The sequence below is a fragment of the [Pseudomonas] carboxydohydrogena genome, assembly GCF_029030725.1.
GTDB lineage: Bacteria > Pseudomonadota > Alphaproteobacteria > Rhizobiales > Xanthobacteraceae > Afipia > Afipia carboxydohydrogena.
This window is the reverse complement of the sequence record NZ_CP113162.1, coordinates 1,484,527-1,503,463: the sequence shown is the minus strand read 5'-3', so window position 1 is coordinate 1,503,463 and position 18,937 is coordinate 1,484,527. Positions and strand designations below refer to the sequence as shown.

General features: G+C 63.4%; 21 protein-coding genes. 6 read left to right on the top strand and 15 right to left on the bottom strand.

The genetic code is table 11. From position 1 onward, the window contains the following. Window positions 1-143: 143 nt before the first annotated feature. Window positions 144-635 carry a DUF6163 family protein gene (locus AFIC_RS07440; RefSeq protein WP_420833374.1) on the bottom strand — a complete coding sequence of 164 codons (492 nt, stop codon included), beginning with the start codon at window positions 633-635 and terminating at the stop codon, window positions 144-146. A 109-nt stretch (window positions 636-744) separates the two neighbouring features. On the opposite strand from AFIC_RS07440, the gene hemB reads away from it, so the two are divergent. The 3 genes from hemB to AFIC_RS07425 all read left to right on the top strand — a co-directional run bounded on the left by hemB (window position 745) and on the right by AFIC_RS07425 (window position 3,326). Beyond that, entirely contained in the window at window positions 745-1,812 is a 1,068-nt protein-coding gene (gene hemB / locus AFIC_RS07435; protein WP_275248484.1) for a porphobilinogen synthase, read from the top strand. Between the two features lie 105 nt (window positions 1,813-1,917). Beyond that, complete coding sequence (locus AFIC_RS07430; protein ID WP_275248483.1) at window positions 1,918-2,454, top strand: RDD family protein; 537 nt, start codon at window positions 1,918-1,920, stop codon at window positions 2,452-2,454. Between the two features lie 95 nt (window positions 2,455-2,549). Further along, a complete protein-coding gene (locus AFIC_RS07425) occupies window positions 2,550-3,326 on the top strand; it encodes an arginyltransferase (protein WP_275248482.1) in 777 nt (258 codons plus the stop codon). 8 nt (window positions 3,327-3,334) lie between these two features. Here the strand turns inward: AFIC_RS07425 and AFIC_RS07420 are convergent, their stop codons facing one another. The 3 genes from AFIC_RS07420 to parC form a co-directional block, all read right to left on the bottom strand. Further along, a complete protein-coding gene (locus tag AFIC_RS07420; RefSeq protein ID WP_275248481.1) occupies window positions 3,335-4,702 on the bottom strand; it encodes an Nramp family divalent metal transporter in 1,368 nt (455 codons plus the stop codon). 51 nt (window positions 4,703-4,753) lie between these two features. Further along, window positions 4,754-5,248, bottom strand: coding sequence for a tRNA (N6-threonylcarbamoyladenosine(37)-N6)-methyltransferase TrmO (tsaA, locus tag AFIC_RS07415; RefSeq protein WP_275248665.1), 495 nt, complete (start codon window positions 5,246-5,248; stop codon window positions 4,754-4,756). Window positions 5,249-5,486: 238 nt separating this feature from the next. Beyond that, window positions 5,487-7,742 carry a DNA topoisomerase IV subunit A gene (gene parC / locus AFIC_RS07410; RefSeq protein WP_275248479.1) on the bottom strand — a complete coding sequence of 752 codons (2,256 nt, stop codon included), beginning with the start codon at window positions 7,740-7,742 and terminating at the stop codon, window positions 5,487-5,489. A gap of 206 nt (window positions 7,743-7,948) precedes the next feature. Here parC and AFIC_RS07405 point away from each other — a divergent pair, with 206 nt between their 5' ends. Next, window positions 7,949-8,203 (top strand): hypothetical protein, encoded by a 255-nt coding sequence (locus tag AFIC_RS07405; RefSeq protein WP_275248478.1) that lies wholly within the window; start codon window positions 7,949-7,951, stop codon window positions 8,201-8,203. Window positions 8,204-8,268: 65 nt separating this feature from the next. Here AFIC_RS07405 and recO read toward each other — a convergent pair whose 3' ends face one another. From recO to rpoZ, 9 genes are all read right to left on the bottom strand, one after another. Further along, the gene (recO, locus tag AFIC_RS07400; protein ID WP_275248477.1) at window positions 8,269-9,018 is read right to left on the bottom strand and encodes a DNA repair protein RecO; all 750 of its coding nucleotides are present in this window, start codon (window positions 9,016-9,018) and stop codon (window positions 8,269-8,271) included. A gap of 89 nt (window positions 9,019-9,107) precedes the next feature. Further along, window positions 9,108-9,497, bottom strand: a complete 390-nt coding sequence (locus tag AFIC_RS07395) for a hypothetical protein (protein WP_275248476.1) — start codon at window positions 9,495-9,497, stop codon at window positions 9,108-9,110. Beyond that, a complete protein-coding gene (gene era / locus AFIC_RS07390) occupies window positions 9,494-10,414 on the bottom strand; it encodes a GTPase Era (RefSeq protein ID WP_275248475.1) in 921 nt (306 codons plus the stop codon). The genes AFIC_RS07395 and era overlap by 4 nt, the downstream gene beginning before the upstream one ends. Further along, window positions 10,407-11,255, bottom strand: a complete 849-nt coding sequence (gene rnc / locus AFIC_RS07385) for a ribonuclease III (RefSeq protein ID WP_275248664.1) — start codon at window positions 11,253-11,255, stop codon at window positions 10,407-10,409. Before rnc ends, era begins: the two co-directional genes overlap by 8 nt. Continuing rightward, window positions 11,252-12,013, bottom strand: a complete 762-nt coding sequence (gene lepB / locus AFIC_RS07380; RefSeq protein ID WP_275248474.1) for a signal peptidase I — start codon at window positions 12,011-12,013, stop codon at window positions 11,252-11,254. Before lepB ends, rnc begins: the two co-directional genes overlap by 4 nt. A gap of 182 nt (window positions 12,014-12,195) precedes the next feature. Continuing rightward, on the bottom strand, window positions 12,196-12,609 hold the full coding sequence (acpS, locus tag AFIC_RS07375; protein WP_275248473.1) for a holo-ACP synthase: 414 nt from the start codon (window positions 12,607-12,609) through the stop codon (window positions 12,196-12,198). After that, entirely contained in the window at window positions 12,606-13,364 is a 759-nt protein-coding gene (locus AFIC_RS07370) for a pyridoxine 5'-phosphate synthase (protein ID WP_275248472.1), read from the bottom strand. The genes acpS and AFIC_RS07370 overlap by 4 nt, the downstream gene beginning before the upstream one ends. Window positions 13,365-13,380: 16 nt before the next feature. Beyond that, window positions 13,381-15,648: a RelA/SpoT family protein gene (locus AFIC_RS07365; RefSeq protein ID WP_275248471.1), complete on the bottom strand. Its 2,268-nt coding sequence runs from the start codon at window positions 15,646-15,648 to the stop codon at window positions 13,381-13,383. A gap of 201 nt (window positions 15,649-15,849) precedes the next feature. Next, window positions 15,850-16,242, bottom strand: coding sequence for a DNA-directed RNA polymerase subunit omega (gene rpoZ / locus AFIC_RS07360; protein ID WP_002715544.1), 393 nt, complete (start codon window positions 16,240-16,242; stop codon window positions 15,850-15,852). Window positions 16,243-16,544: 302 nt separating this feature from the next. Between rpoZ and AFIC_RS07355 the strand changes: the two genes are divergently transcribed. Together AFIC_RS07355 and AFIC_RS07350 are read left to right on the top strand one after the other, a co-directional pair. Then, complete coding sequence (locus tag AFIC_RS07355) at window positions 16,545-17,183, top strand: LabA-like NYN domain-containing protein (RefSeq protein ID WP_275248469.1); 639 nt, start codon at window positions 16,545-16,547, stop codon at window positions 17,181-17,183. Next, a complete protein-coding gene (locus AFIC_RS07350; protein WP_275248468.1) occupies window positions 17,161-17,865 on the top strand; it encodes a uracil-DNA glycosylase in 705 nt (234 codons plus the stop codon). The genes AFIC_RS07355 and AFIC_RS07350 overlap by 23 nt, the downstream gene beginning before the upstream one ends. Here the strand turns inward: AFIC_RS07350 and AFIC_RS07345 are convergent. Beyond that, entirely contained in the window at window positions 17,862-18,437 is a 576-nt protein-coding gene (locus tag AFIC_RS07345) for a peroxiredoxin (RefSeq protein ID WP_275248467.1), read from the bottom strand. The two genes, AFIC_RS07350 and AFIC_RS07345, sit on opposite strands and share 4 nt — an antisense overlap. A gap of 2 nt (window positions 18,438-18,439) precedes the next feature. Then, on the bottom strand, window positions 18,440-18,913 hold the full coding sequence (smpB, locus tag AFIC_RS07340; RefSeq protein ID WP_002715540.1) for an SsrA-binding protein SmpB: 474 nt from the start codon (window positions 18,911-18,913) through the stop codon (window positions 18,440-18,442). Between the last annotated feature and the right edge of the window lie 24 nt (window positions 18,914-18,937).

Below are 18,937 nucleotides of genomic sequence, written 5' to 3'. Positions count from 1 at the left end.
CGCTTCGCTCCGGAATCTGTCGCATTCTGAAGCGAAGGCGGCGCAAACCGGAAAGGTTTCGTCAATCATCGAAACCGGGGATCAAAAAAGGCCGCATCGGAAAATGCGGCCTCGAAAACAAAACATCGAAAAGGCCCTGCTCTCTATGGCGGCCGCTCCCGCGCCGCCATCCACGCCAATGCGAGATAAGCCGCGAGCAGCACCGCCGCGAACAGCACGACGAGAAAGTGTCCGCCGTAGATTGCCGGAAACATGATCTCCACCACCGCGAGCGAGACGATGGTGGTGAGCCATACCACCGCGCCCCACGGCGTCGCGAGCCACAGCCCGACCGCCGCGACGAGTTCGATCACCGCGAAGTAAACCGTCGCAGCCTGCCACTGCATCGTCTGCACCTCGAACGCGCCGTCCTGCCCGCCGAGGAACCCGGTGATCTGCGCCCAGTTGTAAAGGCCCATCACCATCGCGATCACGGCCATCGCGCGCAGGAAGATGACGAGGCGCGTGGTCCATGTGGTTTCGCCGGTCTCGACCTCGCTCGCGAGCGAGGTCAGACCGCCGTGCTGGTCCGGCCGGGCGGGATCGCTGACCCGCACCATATGAATTTTTCGCGAGGGCTCGAAATCGTCGTTCATCGCGACAGCTTTGGTCGTTCGCCGCCATAAAATCAATCCAGATATTCGGTCCTCTCGCGGTGACGCAGGCAGGCCGGGGTGGTAAAGCTCTCGCAGGAGAATAAGGACTATGGCGATCAAATTCGGACGACCGATCGAATCCCGCGACACCCCGCCCCGCCCCGATCCGGGCACTTCGGCGACGGCGCTGCATCTCACCACACGCCTGCGCCGCAACCGCAAGACCGAATGGGCGCGCCGCCTCGTCCGCGAGAACACGCTGACCACCGACGATCTGATCTGGCCCCTGTTCGTCGCCGACGGCCACAACAGGCGCGAGCCGGTTGCCTCGATGCCGGGCGTCGAGCGCCTGTCCGTCGATCAATGCGTGCGCGACGCCGAACGCGCCATGAAGCTCGACATCCCCTGCATCGCGCTATTCCCCTACACCGAAGCCGCGCTGCGCGATCCGCACGGCTCCGAGGCGCTGAACATCGACAATCTGGTGTGCCGCACCGTGCGCGCCATCAAGAAGGAATTTCCCGGCCTCGGCGTGCTGTGCGACGTCGCTCTCGATCCGTTTACCAGCCACGGCCATGACGGCCTGTTGCGCGACGACGGCGTCATCATGAACGACGAGACCGTCGCGGTGCTGGTGCGTCAGGCGCTGGTGCAGGCGGACGCTGGCTGCGACATCATCGCGCCCTCCGACATGATGGACGGCCGCGTCGGCGCGATCCGCGAGGCGCTCGACGCCGCTGGCCATCTCGACGTGCAGATCATGGCCTATGCCGCGAAGTACGCATCCGCCTTCTACGGCCCGTTCCGCGACGCGGTCGGCTCCGCCAAGGCACTCAACGGCGACAAGCGCACCTACCAGATGGACCCCGCCAATTCCGACGAGGCGCTGCGCGAGGTCGAACTCGACATCGCCGAGGGCGCCGACATGGTGATGGTGAAGCCCGGCCTGCCCTATCTCGACATCCTGCGCCGGGTAAAGGACGCCTTCGCGATGCCGACCTTCGCCTATCAGGTGTCGGGCGAATACGCGATGCTGATGGCAGCGGCGAACAACGGCTGGCTCGACGGCGAGCGCGCCATCATGGAAAGCCTCACCGCCTTCAAGCGCGCGGGCGCGGACGGCGTGCTGACCTATTTCGCTCCACTCGCGGCCGAGAAGCTGCGCGCGGGGCGCTAGCTTCCCGTTCCATTTCTTTTTGTTCACCCGGCCTCGCCGTCTTGCGCCGGAGGAAATGTATCGCCATGTCGCAGGAAGCCCCGCTTCCGGGGCGCGGAGGCGATCATGTCGGACACGCAGGGCTCAGGCGGCACGGCCTGGCGGAACAATCCCTATTCCGGTCCCTACACCTATGACGCGCAGAGCGATCTCGCGCTCTACAGCGGCGTGCTCACCAAGCGTTTCGTCGCCTTCCTGATCGACCTGTTCGTGCTGTCGGTGCCGATCTTGCTCGTGTCGATCTTCATCCTGCTGTTCGGCGTGGTGACGCTCGGGCTCGGCTGGGCGCTGTTCTGGCTGGTCTCGCCGTTCTCCATCGTCTGGGCCCTGCTGTATTACGGCCTGTCGCTCGGCGGCCCGCGCGCCGCCACCATCGGCATGCGCATGCTCGGCATCCATATGGAAATGCTGAATGGCGGGCGGCCCTATTTCCTGCTCGGCGTCGTCCACGCTGTGGCCTACTGGTTCTCGGTGTCGTTCCTCACGCCGCTGATTGTGCTGGTCGGGTTTTTCAACCGGCGCGGCCAGTTGCTGCACGATCTCGTGCTCGGCACCGTGCTGGTGAATACGGCGGCGACCGTGCCATCCAGCCGTTCGTTCTGATTGACGGGTCGCCGCGCGCGAGCGATGCTTGCGATATGAATCGAGCCGGGCGGCGGAACCCGCCCTGCTCACGATCCGGGGTTTGACGGCCTGACGTGACGCAACATTCGCGCAATACGCCGCAATTCTACCTGACGGCGCCCACTCCCTGCCCGTATCTCGAAGGGTTTCAGGAGCGCAAGGTTTTCACCCATCTGGTCGGCGACAAGGCGGGTGAACTCAACGACCTGCTCACCCATGGCGGGTTCCGCCGAAGCCAGTCGATCGCCTATCGCCCGGCCTGCGACCTGTGCCGCGCCTGCGTTTCGGTCCGCGTCATCGCCGATGAATTCCAGCCGTCGCGCAACCTGCGCAAGGTGCTCCACCGCAACGCCGATCTCGTCGGCGACATGCGCGAGGCGCTTCCGACCTCCGAACAATATTCGGTGTTTCGCGCCTATCTCGATGCGCGCCACCATGACGGCGGCATGGCCGACATGACCGTGCTCGATTACGCAATGATGGTCGAGGACAGCCACGTCAGCACCAACATCATCGAATATCGCCGCCGCACAGCCAATACCGGCATCACCGGCAAAGGCGGCGAGCTGCTCGCCGTCGCGTTGACCGATATTCTCGGCGACGGACTGTCGATGGTCTATTCATTCTACGAGCCCGGCGAGCGCGACCGCTCGCTCGGCACATTCATGATTCTCGACCACATCGCGCGCGCGCGCAGCATGGGCCTGCCTTACGTCTATCTCGGCTACTGGATCGATGGCTCGAGCAAGATGGGTTACAAGGGCCGTTTCCTGCCGCAGCAGCGGCTCGCGCCGAACGGCTGGGTGCGCGTCGATGTCAATGGCACGGGCGAGGCCGAACCGCAGGACTAGATCGCTCGCTACGATCCGGTGACGAAATCAAACACCAGCTTGGCGTTCAGCACGACGACCACAATCGCCGTCAGGGCGGCGGCGGCGGACAGCCAGCGCGGCGCCACGAACACGCCCATCTTGGCGCGGCTGCCGGTGAACATCACCAGCGGTACGATGGCGAACGGCAATTGCAGGCTCAGCACCACCTGACTCAAAATCAGAAGCTCGCCGGAGCCTTTCGCGCCGTACCAGATCGTCACCAACGCCGCCGGGACGATGGCGATGGCGCGGGTGATGAGACGGCGCAGCCACGGCGCGATGCGGATGTTGATGAAGCCTTCCATCACGATCTGGCCGGACAGCGTCGCCGTCACCGTCGAATTCAGCCCGCAGCACAAGAGCGCTACGCCGAACAGCGTCGGCGCCCAGCTTGAACCCAGCATCGGCGCCAGCAGCGCATGGGCGCGATCGAGTTCGGCGACCTCATGATTGCCCGCAGCGTTGAAAGTCGCCGCCGCCAGTATGAGGATCGAGGCGTTGATAGTGAGCGCCAGACACAGCGCGAAGGTGGAATCGATGGTGGAGAGCCTGATCGCCTCGCGCTTGTCCGCCTCGGTCGGCCCGTAGCCGCGCGTCTGCACGAGGCCCGAGTGCAGATAGAGATTATGCGGCATCACCGTCGCGCCGAGAATGCCGAGCGCGAGGTAGAGCATGTCCGGATTACGCACGATCTCGACGGTCGGCGCGAAGCCCCGGATCACAGCGCCCCAGTCGGGATTGGCCAGTGCGATCTGGATCGCGAAGCACGCCGCGATCACGCCGAGCAAGGCGACGACGAAGGCTTCCACCCAGCGGAAGCCAAGCGCCTGCAACGCGAGAATGAGGAACACATCGAGCGCGGTAATCAGCACGCCAAGTTCGAGGGGGATGCCGAACAGGAGATTGAGGCCGATGGCGGTGCCGATGATTTCGGCTAGGTCGGTGGCGCTGATGGCGATTTCCGCGAACAGCCACAGCGGCCACGCCACCCATCGCGGGTAAGCGTCGCGGCATGCCTGCGCGAGATCGCGCCCCGCGCCGACGCCGAGCCGCGCGCACAGCGATTGCAGGATGATCGCCATGATGTTGGAGATCAGCGCGACCGAGAGCAGCGCGTAGCCGAACTTCGAGCCGCCCGCGAGCGAAGTCGCCCAGTTGCCGGGGTCCATGTAGCCGACGGCGACGAGATAGCCCGGTCCGAGGAAGGCCACCAGCTTGGCCCAGAACGAGCCGCCCTGCCGGACCCGGACCGAGCCGAACACGTTGGCCAGCGACGGCTCGCGGTTGTCCGCGCGCCAGCCGCTTCCTGCGGCGATGGCGGAGGGCCTCGCCGTGGGGTTCGTCTGTGCATCCATGCCTGTAGAATGCATGAGTGCGCAGCTAGATGCAAGTGATTTGCATAAGCGTTAGCTGATGGTTTCGTCGTCGCCGGGCTGCTTCGGGGCAATCGGGGTGAAAAGGCACCGGTCGGGCTTCAGGTCGATCAGGGGCGTGCCGTCGAGGCAATCCAGCCCCTGAACCGTCACCATGTTCCCCTCCACCCGCACGAGTCTGGCAATCGAGGTGCCTATCGGGTTCGGGCGCACCGGCGAACGCAGCGAGAAGGTGCCGTGGACTTCGCTATTGCTGGCCGGGCTTTGCAGCACGAGATCGCGCCGCGACTGGTCCAGCCAGTACAACACCTCGACGGTCGAGAATTTTTCTATCCCCGTCAGCGCGATCACCCACGGCTCGAAGATCTCGATGCGGCATTCCGGGCCGTCCTGCCGCCCCTGACGTGGCGTCATCATCCGGTCGGTCCATGGGGTGTGGATGCGGCCGATGAAAGTCAGCCCGGCGTCCGTCGGCGGCGGCGGCGTGACGGCGATTTCGCCTTCGCGGATTTCGTTGCGGCGGACCATGGCGCTCTCCTGAAACATCCCGTCATTCCGGGGCGTGAGCACCGCGAACGAACCCGGAATCTCGACATGTGCGAGCAGTTTGTCAAACCGGATCATGACCCTCTCGCCCCGCTTGCGGGAAGAGAGGCAATCATAAAAGGAAACGCGGATGGAGATATTGAGTGAGCGCAACTCTACTCACCCGGATCGCCACCGTCGTAATCTGGCCCCTCCCCGTAAACGGGGAGAGGTAAGGCTGCTAGCCAATCCTCTTGCCGAACTTGTTCGACTTCGGAAAACCCTTCGGCGGCAGGCGGCCGGCGTCGGCGCGGTTGCCGCGCCATTCCGTCAGTTCTTTCCATGTCGCGGAGAATTCGCGGCCGGCAGAATCCTTCCACGTCAACCCGTCCTTGGCGGTGAACGTGGTGACGTCCGACAGGCCGCCATCCTTGTAGCGTTGCAGGCGGACGCCCTTGCCTTTCGACATCTCCGGCACCTGATCGAGCGGGAAGACCAGCATCTTGCGGTTCTCGCCGATCACCGCGACGGTGTCGCCCGCGACAGTGCAGATCGCCGCCGCCTCATTCGGCGCGGTGACGTTGAGCACCTGCTTGCCCTTGCGGGTGTTGCCGACACAATCGTCCTCATTGACGACGAAGCCCTGCCCGTCGTGACTCGCGATAAGGAACTTGCGGCCGCCGGTGTTGACGAACAGCGACACGATGTTCGCATCGCCTTCAAGATCAATGAAGCTGCGGATCGGATCACCGTGGCCGCGCCCGCCGGGCAGCTTCTGCGCATCCAGCGTGTAGAAGCGGCCATGAGTGCCGAACAGCAGCAGTTTCGAGGTTGTTTCGGCGAAGAACGAAATACCCAGATGGTCGTCGGTCTTGAAGGTGAGGTTCGACAGATCCTCGACGTGACCTTTCAGCGTGCGGACCCAGCCCTTGTCTGAAACGACGACCGTGATCGGCTCGCGTTCGACCAGCGCCTCCTCGATGGCGGCGAGATCGTGCTCCGGCGCATCGGCGAACTGGGTGCGGCGCTTGCCGAGCGGCGTCTTCGGCCCGAACAATTCGCGGACCTTTTTGACCTGCTCGCCGACCTTCTTCCACTGCTCCTCTTCGGAAGCCAGCACCGCCTTGATGCCTTTCAGTTCGGCGCGCAGCTCCTTGTCCTCGCCGCGAATCTCCATTTCCTCCAGCTTGCGCAAATTGCGCAGCCGCATGTTGAGGATGGAATCGGCCTGCAAGTCGGTGAGCTTGAAAGTCCTAATGAGGACGGGTTTCGGCTCGTCCTCGGTGCGGATGATCTTGATGACCTTGTCGAGGTTGAGATACGCGATCAGGTAGCCGCCCAGCACTTCGAGCCGATGCTCGATCTGGCTCTTGCGATGGTTGGAGCGGCGCACCAGCACGTCGCGCAGATGCTCGAGCCACTCGCGCAGACATTCGGCGAGGCCGAGTACCTTCGGGATGCGGCCCTTCACCAGCACGTTGAGGTTCAGCGGAATCCGGCTCTCGAGATCGGTCTGCTTGAACAGCGTCTCCATCAGCACTTCGGGATCGACGTTCTTCGACTTCGGCTCGATGACGATGCGGATGTCCTCCGCCGATTCATCGCGGATGTCGCCGACGAGGTGCAGCTTCTTCTCGTTGAGAAGTTCGGCGATGCGCTCGATCAGCCGCGACTTCTGCACCAGCCATGGAATTTCGGTGACGACGATGTTCCATGTGCCGCGCGCGCCGTCTTCCTGTTTCCATTTGGCGCGGACACGGAAACCGCCGCGCCCGGTGGCGTAGGCCTCGGCGATCGACTCCTGCGAATCCACCACGATGCCGCCGGTCGGAAAATCCGGGCCCTTGACGTAACGCAACAGGCCGCGCGTCTTGGTGGCGGGCTTGTCGATGAGGTGAAGTGCTGCATCGCAAAGTTCGGCGGCGTTGTGCGGCGGGATCGAGGTCGCCATGCCGACCGCGATGCCCTGCGCGCCGTTGGCGAGCAGGTTCGGAAAGCCGCCCGGCAAAACCACCGGCTCCTTGTCGCTGCCGTCATAGGTCGGGCGGAATTCGACCGCGTCCTCGTCGAGCCCGTCCAGCAGCAGGCGCGCCACGTCGGTCAGGCGCGATTCGGTGTAGCGCATCGCCGCTGGGTTATCGCCATCGACGTTGCCGAAATTGCCCTGCCCGTCCACCAGCGGATAACGCGAGGAGAAATCCTGCGCGAGGCGCACCAGCGCGTCGTAGATCGCCTGATCGCCATGCGGATGGAATCCGCCCATCACGTCGCCGACGATCTTGGCGGATTTCTTGAACGGCGAACTCGGGTCCAGCCGCAGCAGCCGCATCCCGTAAAGGATGCGTCGGTGAACCGGCTTCAGCCCGTCGCGCGCGTCCGGCAGCGCCCGGTGCATGATGGTGGAGAGCGCATAAGCGAGGTAACGCTCCTCGAGCGCATCGCGCAGCGGCACTTCCTGAATGTCGTTCGGCTCGGGGGGAATCAGTGTCTTGCCCATGCCGCAGGGGTTACCGCCTGCCGCAGGGCGGGACAAGGATGGAATGAAACCGCCGAATCATCTGGCAAGAGGCAATTTCCTCCGCCTCGCGCCGCGAACCTCATGACAAAGGCCGACGCCCTGATATTGTCAAAGAGTTCCAGTTCTATGGAACCTGAGCGGACCGGATGGGTTGCCGCACTGAAAGGACCCACAGGAGGAGAGAAATGAAACGTGTCGTTCTGACCGCCCTTGCCGCAGTCACCCTCGCGGGTACGGCCATCTTGACCAGCCCGCGTGCTGAAGCCATGACGCTGCCCGGCATCACCGGCGCACCATCGACCCAAACCGAAAACGTCGCCCTGGTCTGCCGGCGGGTCTGGAATGGCTGGCAATGGGTGCGTAGCTGCTACCGCACCGGTCCGCGGTACTATGGCCCGCGCCCGTACTACGGCCCTCGCCGCTATTATCGCCGTTGGTGACCTGACACGATACGATTTTTGAAACGGGCCGGATTTCCGGCCCGTTTTTTGTAGCCGATTGCCCTTTATCCGGCGGCCAGTTGCACCCAGGACCGCGCCACCGCCGCGATGAACCCGTCTCGCGCATCGGAATGGCCCTGCCCGCGCGGCTCCAGCACATTGCGCAGCAGGAACAGCCCGGTCAGCCGGAAGCCCTCCATCAGATCCCGTTCGCTATCGACACCGCTGTCCTCATGTCCCGCGCGCAGGAATGCCGGCAGCGGCAGCAGCCGTTCGCGCCATGGCTCTCCGGCCGCCCGCGAGACGGCGCAGCCGGACTTGGGCGACACATAGATCAGGTCGGCTTGCTCACCGGTCGCGGCGCAACTGGACAGATCAAGGCCGAAGCCGAGTTCGTCCAGCATCGCCATCTCGAAACGGACGACATGAATAGCCGCGACGACAGGCTCGTCGAAATCGTTCAGAATCGCTTCCAGCATGTCGTACATGCCGTCATGCGGCGCGCGCTCGGGCAGCAGCCGTGCCAGTGCCGCAAGATGCGTGATGCCGTAGGCGGCATGGGGGCATGCCAGCATGGTCGCCGCCCGCAATCGCGTCCCCTCGATCGCGTAATAGCCGAGATGCTCGTCGAGCCTCGCCCGCCAGACCGCGCTGACCGAATTTCCCGGCTGCAATAAGGGCCGCATCCGCGTGCCCGCGCCACCGCGCACCAGCCCGAGATGGCGGCCATGGCTGCGCGTCAGCAGTTCGACGATGGCGCTCGATTCGCCGTGGCGCCGGGTGCCGAGGATGATGCCTTCGTCGGTCCACTCCATGAGTCGAACCTTACACGATCCGGCGCTAAACCGCGTCGCCGGGATCGCCCCTCAGGCCAGAATATTATCCGCAGAGCGCCAGCACGCTGTCAGGACAGAAACCAGCCTTCCGCATCGCCGGTAAACGACAGCGAGATGCCGACGGCTGTCAGGACCGCCGAACCGATATCAATCACCGTTTCCAGTGACAGGCCCTCGTTGCGCAAGACGCTCACCAGCGTGAGTACCGACAGGCCAAGCGCCGCCATCAGCACCAGCCGCGCCCAGTTGCGGCGATGGTGGGCCGCGAGCCACACCAGATAGCAGAACAGCAGGATCAGGCTCGCGCTGAAAATCGCGGAGGCAGCCACGTTGACCGGTGGCACGTCTTCGGGGATCGAACGCAGGGGAAACGACAACGTATCCAGCAGCAGCGAGGCATAAAGACAAATTTCAAAACGCCGCACATTCTCCGGTACGACAGGCTCAAAGCCTTTCATTCCTTCGGAAACTCCAGTCCCATCTCCCGATAGCGCTCGGGATCGTCGCCCCAATTGTCGCGGACCTTCACGAACAGAAACAGGTGCACTTTCTGCCCGAGAATATCGGCGATCTCCTTGCGGGCATCCGCGCCGATCGCCTTGATGGTGGCGCCGCTTTTGCCGAGCACGATTTTCCGCTGGCTGTCGCGCTCGACGAAAATGGTCTGCTCGATGCGGACGGACTTGTCCTTCAGCTCCTTCCAGCTGTCGGTCTCCACCGTCGATTGGTACGGTAATTCCTGATGCAGATTCCGGTAGATTTTTTCGCGGGTGATTTCCGCGGCGAGATGACGCAGCGGCGCATCCGACATCTGGTCTTCGGGATAATGATAAGGCCCCTCCGGCATCGCCTCCGCCAGCGCGCGGCGCAGATCGTCAACGCCGTCGCCCGACATCGCGGAGATCATGAAGGTCTGACGAAACGATATCCGTTCGTTGGCCTTCTGCGCCAGCGCAAGCAGCTTCTCGCGCGCGACGAGATCAATTTTATTGATGACCAGAAACTTCGGATGCTTGACGCCTTCGAGCCTGTCGAAGATCGCCTCGGCTTCTTCATCCAGCCCGGCGCGCGCATCGAGCAGCACGCAAACCATGTCGGCGTCGTGCGCCCCGCTCCATGCGGTCGAGACCATCGCGCGATCGAGCCGCCGCTTCGGCGTGAAGATGCCGGGTGTGTCGATCAGCACGATCTGCGCGTGATCCTCGATAACGATGCCGCGGATCAAGGCGCGCGTGGTCTGCACCTTGCGCGAGACGATGGTGACTTTCGAGCCGACCAGCGCGTTGACGAGCGTGGACTTGCCGACGTTGGGCGCGCCGATCAATGCAACGAAGCCGCATCGGGTCGAGGAATTCTGGTCCGGCAATTCAGGCATCCTTGCCGCCGGACACGCCTTCGCGGCTCAACAGTTCCGATGCGGCCGCCTTCTCCGCCGCGCGCTTGCTTGAGCCGACACCCTCCGCCGAGTCGAGACCCGGCAGATCGACCGCCACGCGGAAACGCGGATCGTGATGCGGCCCGGTGCGCTCCACCTCGCGGTAGACCGGCGTCGGCAATCCCTTGCCCTGCGCCCATTCCTGCAACACGGTTTTCGGATCGCGCAGCGGCCGCACAGGACGGCGCATGCGCTCGGTCCAGTTGCGGAGCACGAACTGCTCGGCGGCGTCATAGCCGCCATCGAGGAAGATCGCGCCGATCACCGCCTCGCAGATGTCGCCGACAATGCTGTTGCGAAGCCGCGCGCCAACGCCAGCGCCGACCGTGCCGAGCTTGATGTTCTCATGCAGCCCGAGCGACTTCGCGACATCGACGCAGGCTTCCTTGCGCACCAGATCGGCGAGGCGTTTCGACATCTCGCCCTCGTCCGCCTTCGGGAACGCGCCGTAAAGCATGTCCGAGACGATCAGCCCGAGCACGTGGTCGCCGAGAAATTCCAGCCGCTGGTAGCTGTCGGTGCGGCTCTGCGAGGATTTCAGCGCCGACACATGCGTGAGCGCGGTTTTCAGCAGCGCCGGATTCTTGAACGTATGCCCGATGCGCTGTTCGATCTCGCGCACCAGTTCCTTCGCGCTCGGCCGGCGCGGCTTCTTCGGCTTGCCTTCAGCCGCGGGCGCGTCCGCCGCGGCCTTGCGTTCGGACGCCTTCGCCGCCGCAGGCTTCGCGTCGGGAGAATCGTCCTCCTGCACTGGCGCTGCGCTCAAGACGTCGCCGATCATCTGATGACCGAGAACAGGCGGCTCCAGCGCACACTGACCGGCCAGCGCCAGAACTGCCACGCCTGCTCGCCCCTATCGACGGAGAAGAAAATAATCTGGGCACGGCCGATCAGATTTTCCTCCGGAACATAGCCCACGCCCGACGCCACGCGGCTGTCGCTCGAATTGTCGCGGTTGTCGCCCATCATGAAGTAATGGCCTTCCGGCACGACATAGACGGCGGTGTTGTCGTAATAGCCGTTATCGACGCAATCGAGGGTCTTGTAGGTGACACCGTTCGGCAGCGTCTCCTGCCACTGCTTGACGCGCGCGGTCGCGTCTCCCGAGCCGCACGGGTCCTCCCCGACGAAATCGGCGACGCGCTCCCGCTTCACCGGCACGTCGTTGATATAGAGCAGCCCTTCTTTCATCTGGATGTGGTCGCCCGGCAGGCCGATCACGCGCTTGATGTAATCGATATTATCCTCGCGCGGAAAGCGGAACACGACGACATCGCCGCGCGCGGGCGCGGAACCGAAAACACGGCCGGAAAACAGCGGCGGCGAAAACGGCAGCGAGTAGTGGCTGTAGCCGTAGGAGTATTTCGAGACGAACAGATAGTCGCCGACCAGCAACGTCGACTCCATCGAGCCGGACGGAATGTTGAACGGCTGGAACAGGAAGGTGCGGATGATCGCCGCGATGATGAGCGCGTGAATGACAACGCGGATCGCCTCGCCAATCCCGCCTTCGGATTTGGTGCCGGATGTCGTGCTCATGTCGTGTGGATTCCCTTGAAAAAGGCGGGCACGGCACCGGCCGAAGCACCTGCGCCGCGTTTTAGACGGTTGCTGCATCTGGCGCAATCAACGGCGCCGTCCCAATCCATCAAACGATTGATATTTCTTTGGAAATTAAGGCAGAGGAATGGTCTGCGATCCGACCGGGGCCACTTTTCAGCTTAGGCCTTCGGGACCGCGGAAATGATGACAAAGGCCTGAGCCAGAGGCCAGTCATCGGTAATCGTCAGGTCGATCCGCGCCTCGTGGTCGGGGGGAAGCAGCGACTGGAGCCGTATCATCGCCCCCCCTGTCAGTTGCAGGGTCGGTCGGCCGCCGGGGAGGTTCACCACCCCCATATCCCGCCACCACACCCCTTCCCGGATACCGGTGCCCAGCGCCTTGGCGCAGGCTTCCTTGGCCGCGAAGCGCTTGGCATAGGTCGCGACGAACGCGCGCGGGGCTTTCGCCCGCCGCGCCGCCTTGGCCTGCTCGGCCTCGGTGAAGATGCGGTCGATGAACCGCGCGCCATGGCGCTCCATCACCTGTTCGACCCGGCGGATATCGATGGTGTCGGAGCCGATTCCGAGAATCATGCCTGCCCCGCTTTCGTACGCCCCCGCGCCATCGCCGCGCGCATGGTGCCGATGGCCTGCGCCAGCCCGACGAACAGCGCCTCGCCCATCAGGAAGTGGCCGATGTTCAACTCCATGATCTGCGGCAGCGCCGCGATCGTCTCGGCGGTCGCATAATCGAGGCCGTGGCCTGCATGGACTTCGAGGCCGAGCGAATGCGCGAGCTTCGCGCCCTCGACGACGCGCAGCCACTCTGCATCCGCCTTGGGGTTGCGATCCGTCAATGCATCGCACCAGGTGCCGGTGTGAATTTCGATCACCGGCGCCTTCAGCCGCGCCGCCATTTCGATCTGCGCCGGGTCCGGCGAGATGAACAGCGATGCGCGGATGCCCGCCTCGTTGAATTTTTCAATGGCCGGCGCAAGCGTCGCCTGCTGCCCCACGACATCGAGCCCGCCCTCGGTGGTCAACTCCATCCGTCGTTCCGGCACGAGGCACACCGCATGCGGTTTGGTCGCAAGCGCGATGCCGACCATCTCGTCGGTCACCGCCATCTCGAAATTCAGAGGCTTTGAAATCTCGCGCTTCAGCCGCGCCATATCAGTATCGCGGATGTGGCGGCGATCCTCGCGCAGATGCGCGGTAATGCCATCCGCTCCCGCCTCGATCGCCAGCAGCGCCGCGCGGACAGGATCGGGCAACAGCCCACCGCGCGCATTGCGCAGCGTGGCGACGTGATCGACGTTGATCCCAAGGCGGATCGGCAAAACTGGCATCGCGGTTTTCCGAAAATTAGCCGTTGACCCGTTCGACGCTCGCGACCACGGCTTTCGCGCGCAACTGGTTGATGATCCCGTTCAGATGCTTGAGGTCGTAGACCTCCAGATCGATGATGAGATCGGTGAAATCGGGCGAGCGGCGGCTCATGCCGATATTGTCGATATTGCCGTCATGTTCGGCGATCACGCCAGCGACCTGCGCGAGACTGCCCGGCTCGTTGACATTCTGCACATGCAGCCGCGCCGGAAACCGCCGTGGTACGGCTTCGTCGATATCCCAGCGCACATCGACCCACCGTTCCGGCTCCTCCTCGAAATCCTTCAAGGCAGGCGCCTGGATCGGATAGATCGTGATACCCTCGCCCGGCGTGACGATGCCGACGATGCGATCGCCCGGCACCGCACCGCCGTTCGGCGCAAACTTGATCGGCAGGTCGGAATTGATGCCGTGGATCGGAATTGCCGTACTGCTCGTGGTGGCATCCGGCGTCTTGCCCTTCGCCGCCGCGCCCTTGATGCCGCTGAGGCGCGCTTCTTCCTTGTAGTCGGGATACATCGCACGGGCGACATCGGCGGCCTTCATTTCGCCGCGCCCGACCGCAGCCATCACGTCCTCGATCGAGGTGCGCGCGAGACGCGGCAACGCGCCCTTGAGCTTGTCGTCGGCGTAGACGATCTTCGCCCGCATGAACAGGCGCTCGACGATGCGCCGCCCAAGCCCCGCATATTGATCGCGCACGGCCGCGCGGGTGGCGCGGCGGATCGCGGCCTTCGCCTTGCCGGTGACAGCCAGCGCCTCCCACGCCGAAGGCGGCGCCAGTTGCGCGCGCGAGGTCAGCACAACGACCTCGTCGCCATTGTGCAGTTCCGACGACAACGGCGAGAACTGGCCGTTGATCTTGCAGCCCACCGCGCTGTTGCCGACGTCGGTATGCACCGCATAGGCGAAGTCGATCACGTTGGCGTGGCGCGGCAGCGCGATCAGCTTTCCCTTCGGCGTAAAGCAGAACACCTGATCGTGGAACAGCTCCATCTTGGTGTGTTCGAGGAATTCTTCCGGGTTGGCGCTTTCCGCCAGCATCTCGATGGTGTGGCGCAGCCAGGCGAAGGCATTGGATTCCCGGTTCAGCATCTCGGTCGGGGAATCGACGCCCTCCTTGTAGAAGGCGTGCGCCGCGATGCCGTATTCGTTGATCTGATCCATTTCGCGGGTGCGAATCTGCAATTCGACGCGCTGATTGCCGGGGCCGATCACCGTGGTGTGGATCGAGCGATAGTCGTTCTGCTTGGGCGTCGAGATGTAATCCTTGAAGCGTCCCGGCACCACCGGCCATGTGGTGTGCACCACGCCGAGCGCCCGGTAGCATTCCTCCGGCGTCTCCAGAATGATGCGGAATCCGAAGATGTCGGACAATTGCTCGAAATTGACCGACTTGCGCTCCATCTTCACCCAGATCGAGAACGGCTGCTTGCGCCGCCCCTTCACCAGCGCCTTGAGGCCGTGCGATTCCAGACTCGCCGACAATTGCGTCTCAATCTCGCCGATCAGGTTGCGGTTGAGTTCGGTCAGCGCATCGAGCCGCTGGGAAACTACCGCGCGCGCCTCCGGATCGAGCACCTTGAAGGACAGGTCCTCCAACTCCTCGCGCATTTCCTGCATGCCCATGCGCGCGGCAAGCGGCGCATAGATGTCGAGCGTTTCCTCGGCGATGCGCTGGCGCGAGGCCGGCGGCATGAATTCCATCGTGCGCATATTGTGCAGCCGGTCGGCGAGCTTGACGAGCAGCACGCGCACATCGCTCGAGATCGCGAGCAACAGCTTGCGCAGGTTTTCCGCCTGCTTGGCTTCGCGCGAGACGAGTTCGAGCCGCTTCAACTTGGTGAGTCCCTCGACCAGCGCGCCGATCTCGGTGCCGAATTTCTGATCGATCTCCGCGCGCGTGGATTCGGTGTCCTCGATGGTGTCGTGCAGCAGCGCGGCGACGATGGTGGCGTCATCCAGCTTGAGGTCGGTCAGGATCGCGGCGACTTCCAGCGGATGGGAGAAATACGGATCGCCCGAGGCACGCTTCTGCTCGCCATGGGCCTTCATGGCGTAAACATAGGCGCGGTTGAGCAGATCCTCGTCGGTGTGCGGATTGTAGGCCCGGACCCGGTCCACCAGATCGTACTGCCGCATCATCTTCGGCCGGGCGCGCGCAGGATGCTTGGGCGCAGCCGCGGCCTCAGCCGTGGTGGCGCTTGCCTGCATCTGACCTGCGCTGCGGCGTCCAGCCGGCATTATCAAATCATCCTTCCGGATTCGGGGCTTATCCCCCAGTTGAGAATATCGCCGTCCGCGGTTCCAACCGCAAGAAAGCTTATCGTGAAATGTTGAACAGGATCAAAAGCAAAAGGCCAAAAAACAAAAGGCCCGGGTGTCCCCGGGCCTTGTGATCTACCTGTGGTGTCCGGCCCGCCTTCCGGCGCTCCGAAGTCAGGCTTATTCGTCTTCCTCGGGCTGCTCCTCCGGCGGGGCAAGCCCTTCCAGACCCTTGAGCAATTCTTCCTCGGTCATGCGCTCGACGGCGACCTCGGTGTCGTCGGCATCGACGCTCGCGCCGGCAGAGCCGATCAGCGGGATCGTGTCCGGCTCCGGCTCGTCCACTTCGACGAACTTTTGCAGCGAGTGCACGAGTTCTTCCTTGAGATCTTCCGGGGCAATGGTCTGATCCGCGATTTCGCGCAGCGACACCACCGGATTCTTGTCGTTGTCGCGATCGACCGTGATCGGCGAACCGGACGAGATCATGCGCGCGCGATGCGCGGCGAGCAGCACGAGATCAAAGCGGTTATCGACCTTGTCGATGCAATCCTCGACGGTAACGCGCGCCATAAAGCCGCTCCGTAAAACAGGTTGAAAAGTTTGTTGCGGTGCCGAAGTAAATACAAGGAATACGCGAGGATCGCAACCGCCAATTTTCCCCGGATTTGCAGGCTTTTTGCGGTGGGAACCAGACCGCATTGACGTTCTGTTCAGCTTATCGGAACGCTTTATCTACCCAGGGTAGTTATCGGCCGGTTTTACGCTGGGCGGCCAAGGTTTTGCTTCATTGCCTCACCACTATATCGTCATGAAGCACCTGCGCGAGATCAACGCGCCAATAACCTCATAACAAACGGACGAGAAATCTTTTGATGACATCGCCTTCTCATAAAATCGCGCTTTTCATAGATGGGGCCAATCTCTACGCAACCGCCAAAACTCTCGGCTTTGATATCGACTACAAACGCCTGCTGCTTGAATTCCAGAACCGGGGCACGCTGGTTCGCGCATTCTACTACACCGCCATTATCGAGGATCAGGAATACTCCTCGATTCGTCCGCTGATCGACTGGCTCGACTACAACGGCTACACCGTCGTCACCAAGGCGACGAAGGAATTCATCGATCCGAGCGGCCGCCGCAAGGTGAAAGGCAACATGGACATCGAGCTTGCCGTCGATGCCATGGAGCTTGCCGAGCACATCGACCATATGGTGCTGTTCTCCGGCGATGGCGATTTTCGCTCGCTGGTCGAGGCGGTGCAGCGGCGCGGCGTGCGTGTCACCGTGGTCTCCACCATCTCCAGCCAGCCGCCGATGATCGCGGACGAGTTGCGCCGTCAGGCGGATGTCTTTACTGATCTGGTTCAGCTCCAGTCCAAGCTCGGCCGCGATCCGGGCGAGCGCGCACCGTCGCGCGAGCCCCGGGAGCGCCAGCACACGCCGCAATTCCTGCAACGGAGCACAGGCACGATCGCATCGCGGGCCAATGAAGAAGAGTACGACGACTAAAGCCAAATCCGGCCCGAGCCCCCGTACGGTCTCGGGCCACTCCGCTTCCCCGACATCCCACCCCGACCGCGACTGCCCTCTCTGTCCCCGGCTGGCGTCCTTCCGCGAGGACAATCGCACCGCGCACCCCGACTGGTTCAACGCGCCCGTGCCGCAATTCGGCGGGGTCAATGCCGCGCTTTTAATCGTCGGCCTTGCGCCCGGCCTGCAAGGCGCCAACCGCACCGGGCGGCCCTTCACCGGAGACTATGCCGGCGACCTTTTGTACCAGACCCTGCTCGATTACGGCTTTGCCTCAGGGCATTACGAGGCGCGCCCGGACGACGGCCTGAAACTGGTGAACTGCCGGATCGGCAACGCCGTGCATTGCGTGCCGCCGCAGAACAAGCCGACGCCCGCCGAGATCAATACCTGCCGCCGCTTCCTTGTCCCCACCATCGGGGAAATGCCGCGCCTGCGCGCCATCGTCACGCTCGGGCGCATCTCGCACGACTCGACGCTGAAGGCGCTCGGCCTGCCCTTGCGCGCGGCACCTTTCAAGCATGGCGGCGAATTTCAGCACGACAGAATTCGCATCTTCAGCAGCTATCACTGCTCGCGTTACAACACCAACACCGGCGTGCTGACGCCGAAGATGTTTCACTCGGTGTTCGCGAGCGTACGGGACTATTTGAAAGATTAGGCCGGATTGGCCTTGAGCCACGCCAGGACGTCGGCGGCGTTACGGTCCGGCGGAAACACCGGGTAGAAAACGTGGGTGATGACGCCCGCATCCGCGACCAGTGCAAGGCGCTTCAGCAGCGTCTGCCCCGCAACTTCCATCGTCGGTAGCTTCAATGCCTTGGTCAGTTCGAGCCCGGCATCGGACAGAACCGGAAACGGCACGTGCAGCCGCGTCACCATCTCGCGCTGATAATCCGGGCTCTGGGTGGACAGACCGAACACGCGCCCCGCCCCTGCCGCCTTCAACTCGCCGGCGAGATCGCGGAACGAACAGGTCTGCGGCGTGCAGCCGCGCGCACCGGGGATCATGTCCCAATCCTCGGTGAGGCCGATCTTGCCTGGCTCGCCGGTGCGCGGATAGGCGAACACAACGATCCGGCCGGGCTCTCGCGACAGCACAACGCTCTCGTCGTTCGTGCCCGTCAGCGCCACATCGGGAAACCTCTGGCCGGTGAGGTGAGCGGCCGCGCCATCGTCTTGCGGAGCGGGAATCGCACTCCAATCGACACCCATCAGGTTTGGCTGGTTCATCGTCATCCTCTCGCCCGCAGCAACCGGCTCTTTTCGCGCGACCAGTCCCGCTTCTTTTCCGTCTCGCGCTTGTCGTGCAGCTTCTTGCCCTTGGCGAGCGCCAGTTCGAGCTTCAGCCTGCCCTGCTCGTTGAAATACATCTTCAGCGGAATGAGCGTCATGCCCTCGCGCTCGATCGCGCCGATCAGCCTGTTGATCTGCCGCTTGTGCAGCAGCAGTTTACGCGGACGGCGCGGCTCGTGATTGAAGCGGTTGGCCTGCAAATATTCGGGGATGTTGGCGTTGACGAGCCAGATCTCGCCGCCCTTCGAGTCCGCGTAGGACTCCGCGATGGTGCTCTTGCCGTTGCGCGCGGACTTCACCTCGGTGCCGGTGAGCATCACACCGGCCTCGATGGTGTCCTCGATGGAATAGTTGAATCGCGCCTTGCGGTTTTCCGCAACGACCTTGATCGGGCGCTCCTTTTTCTCAGCCATCGCAGCGATTTCTGGTCACAGGCG

Excerpts from the sequence above, each read along its gene's own strand:
- AFIC_RS07440 (WP_420833374.1), bottom strand. The coding sequence starts at position 635 with ATGAACGACGATTTCGAGCCCTCGCGAAAAATTCATATGGTGCGGGTC.
- hemB (WP_275248484.1), top strand. The coding sequence starts at position 745 with ATGGCGATCAAATTCGGACGACCGATCGAATCCCGCGACACCCCGCCC.
- AFIC_RS07430 (WP_275248483.1), top strand. The coding sequence starts at position 1,918 with ATGTCGGACACGCAGGGCTCAGGCGGCACGGCCTGGCGGAACAATCCC.
- AFIC_RS07420 (WP_275248481.1), bottom strand. The coding sequence starts at position 4,702 with ATGGATGCACAGACGAACCCCACGGCGAGGCCCTCCGCCATCGCCGCA.
- tsaA (WP_275248665.1), bottom strand. The coding sequence starts at position 5,248 with ATGGTCCGCCGCAACGAAATCCGCGAAGGCGAAATCGCCGTCACGCCG.
- parC (WP_275248479.1), bottom strand. The coding sequence starts at position 7,742 with ATGGGCAAGACACTGATTCCCCCCGAGCCGAACGACATTCAGGAAGTG.
- AFIC_RS07405 (WP_275248478.1), top strand. The coding sequence starts at position 7,949 with ATGAAACGTGTCGTTCTGACCGCCCTTGCCGCAGTCACCCTCGCGGGT.
- recO (WP_275248477.1), bottom strand. The coding sequence starts at position 9,018 with ATGGAGTGGACCGACGAAGGCATCATCCTCGGCACCCGGCGCCACGGC.
- AFIC_RS07395 (WP_275248476.1), bottom strand. The coding sequence starts at position 9,497 with ATGAAAGGCTTTGAGCCTGTCGTACCGGAGAATGTGCGGCGTTTTGAA.
- era (WP_275248475.1), bottom strand. The coding sequence starts at position 10,414 with ATGCCTGAATTGCCGGACCAGAATTCCTCGACCCGATGCGGCTTCGTT.
- rnc (WP_275248664.1), bottom strand. The coding sequence starts at position 11,255 with ATGATCGGCGACGTCTTGAGCGCAGCGCCAGTGCAGGAGGACGATTCT.
- lepB (WP_275248474.1), bottom strand. The coding sequence starts at position 12,013 with ATGAGCACGACATCCGGCACCAAATCCGAAGGCGGGATTGGCGAGGCG.
- acpS (WP_275248473.1), bottom strand. The coding sequence starts at position 12,609 with ATGATTCTCGGAATCGGCTCCGACACCATCGATATCCGCCGGGTCGAA.
- AFIC_RS07370 (WP_275248472.1), bottom strand. The coding sequence starts at position 13,364 with ATGCCAGTTTTGCCGATCCGCCTTGGGATCAACGTCGATCACGTCGCC.
- AFIC_RS07365 (WP_275248471.1), bottom strand. The coding sequence starts at position 15,648 with ATGCCGGCTGGACGCCGCAGCGCAGGTCAGATGCAGGCAAGCGCCACC.
- rpoZ (WP_002715544.1), bottom strand. The coding sequence starts at position 16,242 with ATGGCGCGCGTTACCGTCGAGGATTGCATCGACAAGGTCGATAACCGC.
- AFIC_RS07355 (WP_275248469.1), top strand. The coding sequence starts at position 16,545 with ATGACATCGCCTTCTCATAAAATCGCGCTTTTCATAGATGGGGCCAAT.
- AFIC_RS07350 (WP_275248468.1), top strand. The coding sequence starts at position 17,161 with ATGAAGAAGAGTACGACGACTAAAGCCAAATCCGGCCCGAGCCCCCGT.
- AFIC_RS07345 (WP_275248467.1), bottom strand. The coding sequence starts at position 18,437 with ATGAACCAGCCAAACCTGATGGGTGTCGATTGGAGTGCGATTCCCGCT.
- smpB (WP_002715540.1), bottom strand. The coding sequence starts at position 18,913 with ATGGCTGAGAAAAAGGAGCGCCCGATCAAGGTCGTTGCGGAAAACCGC.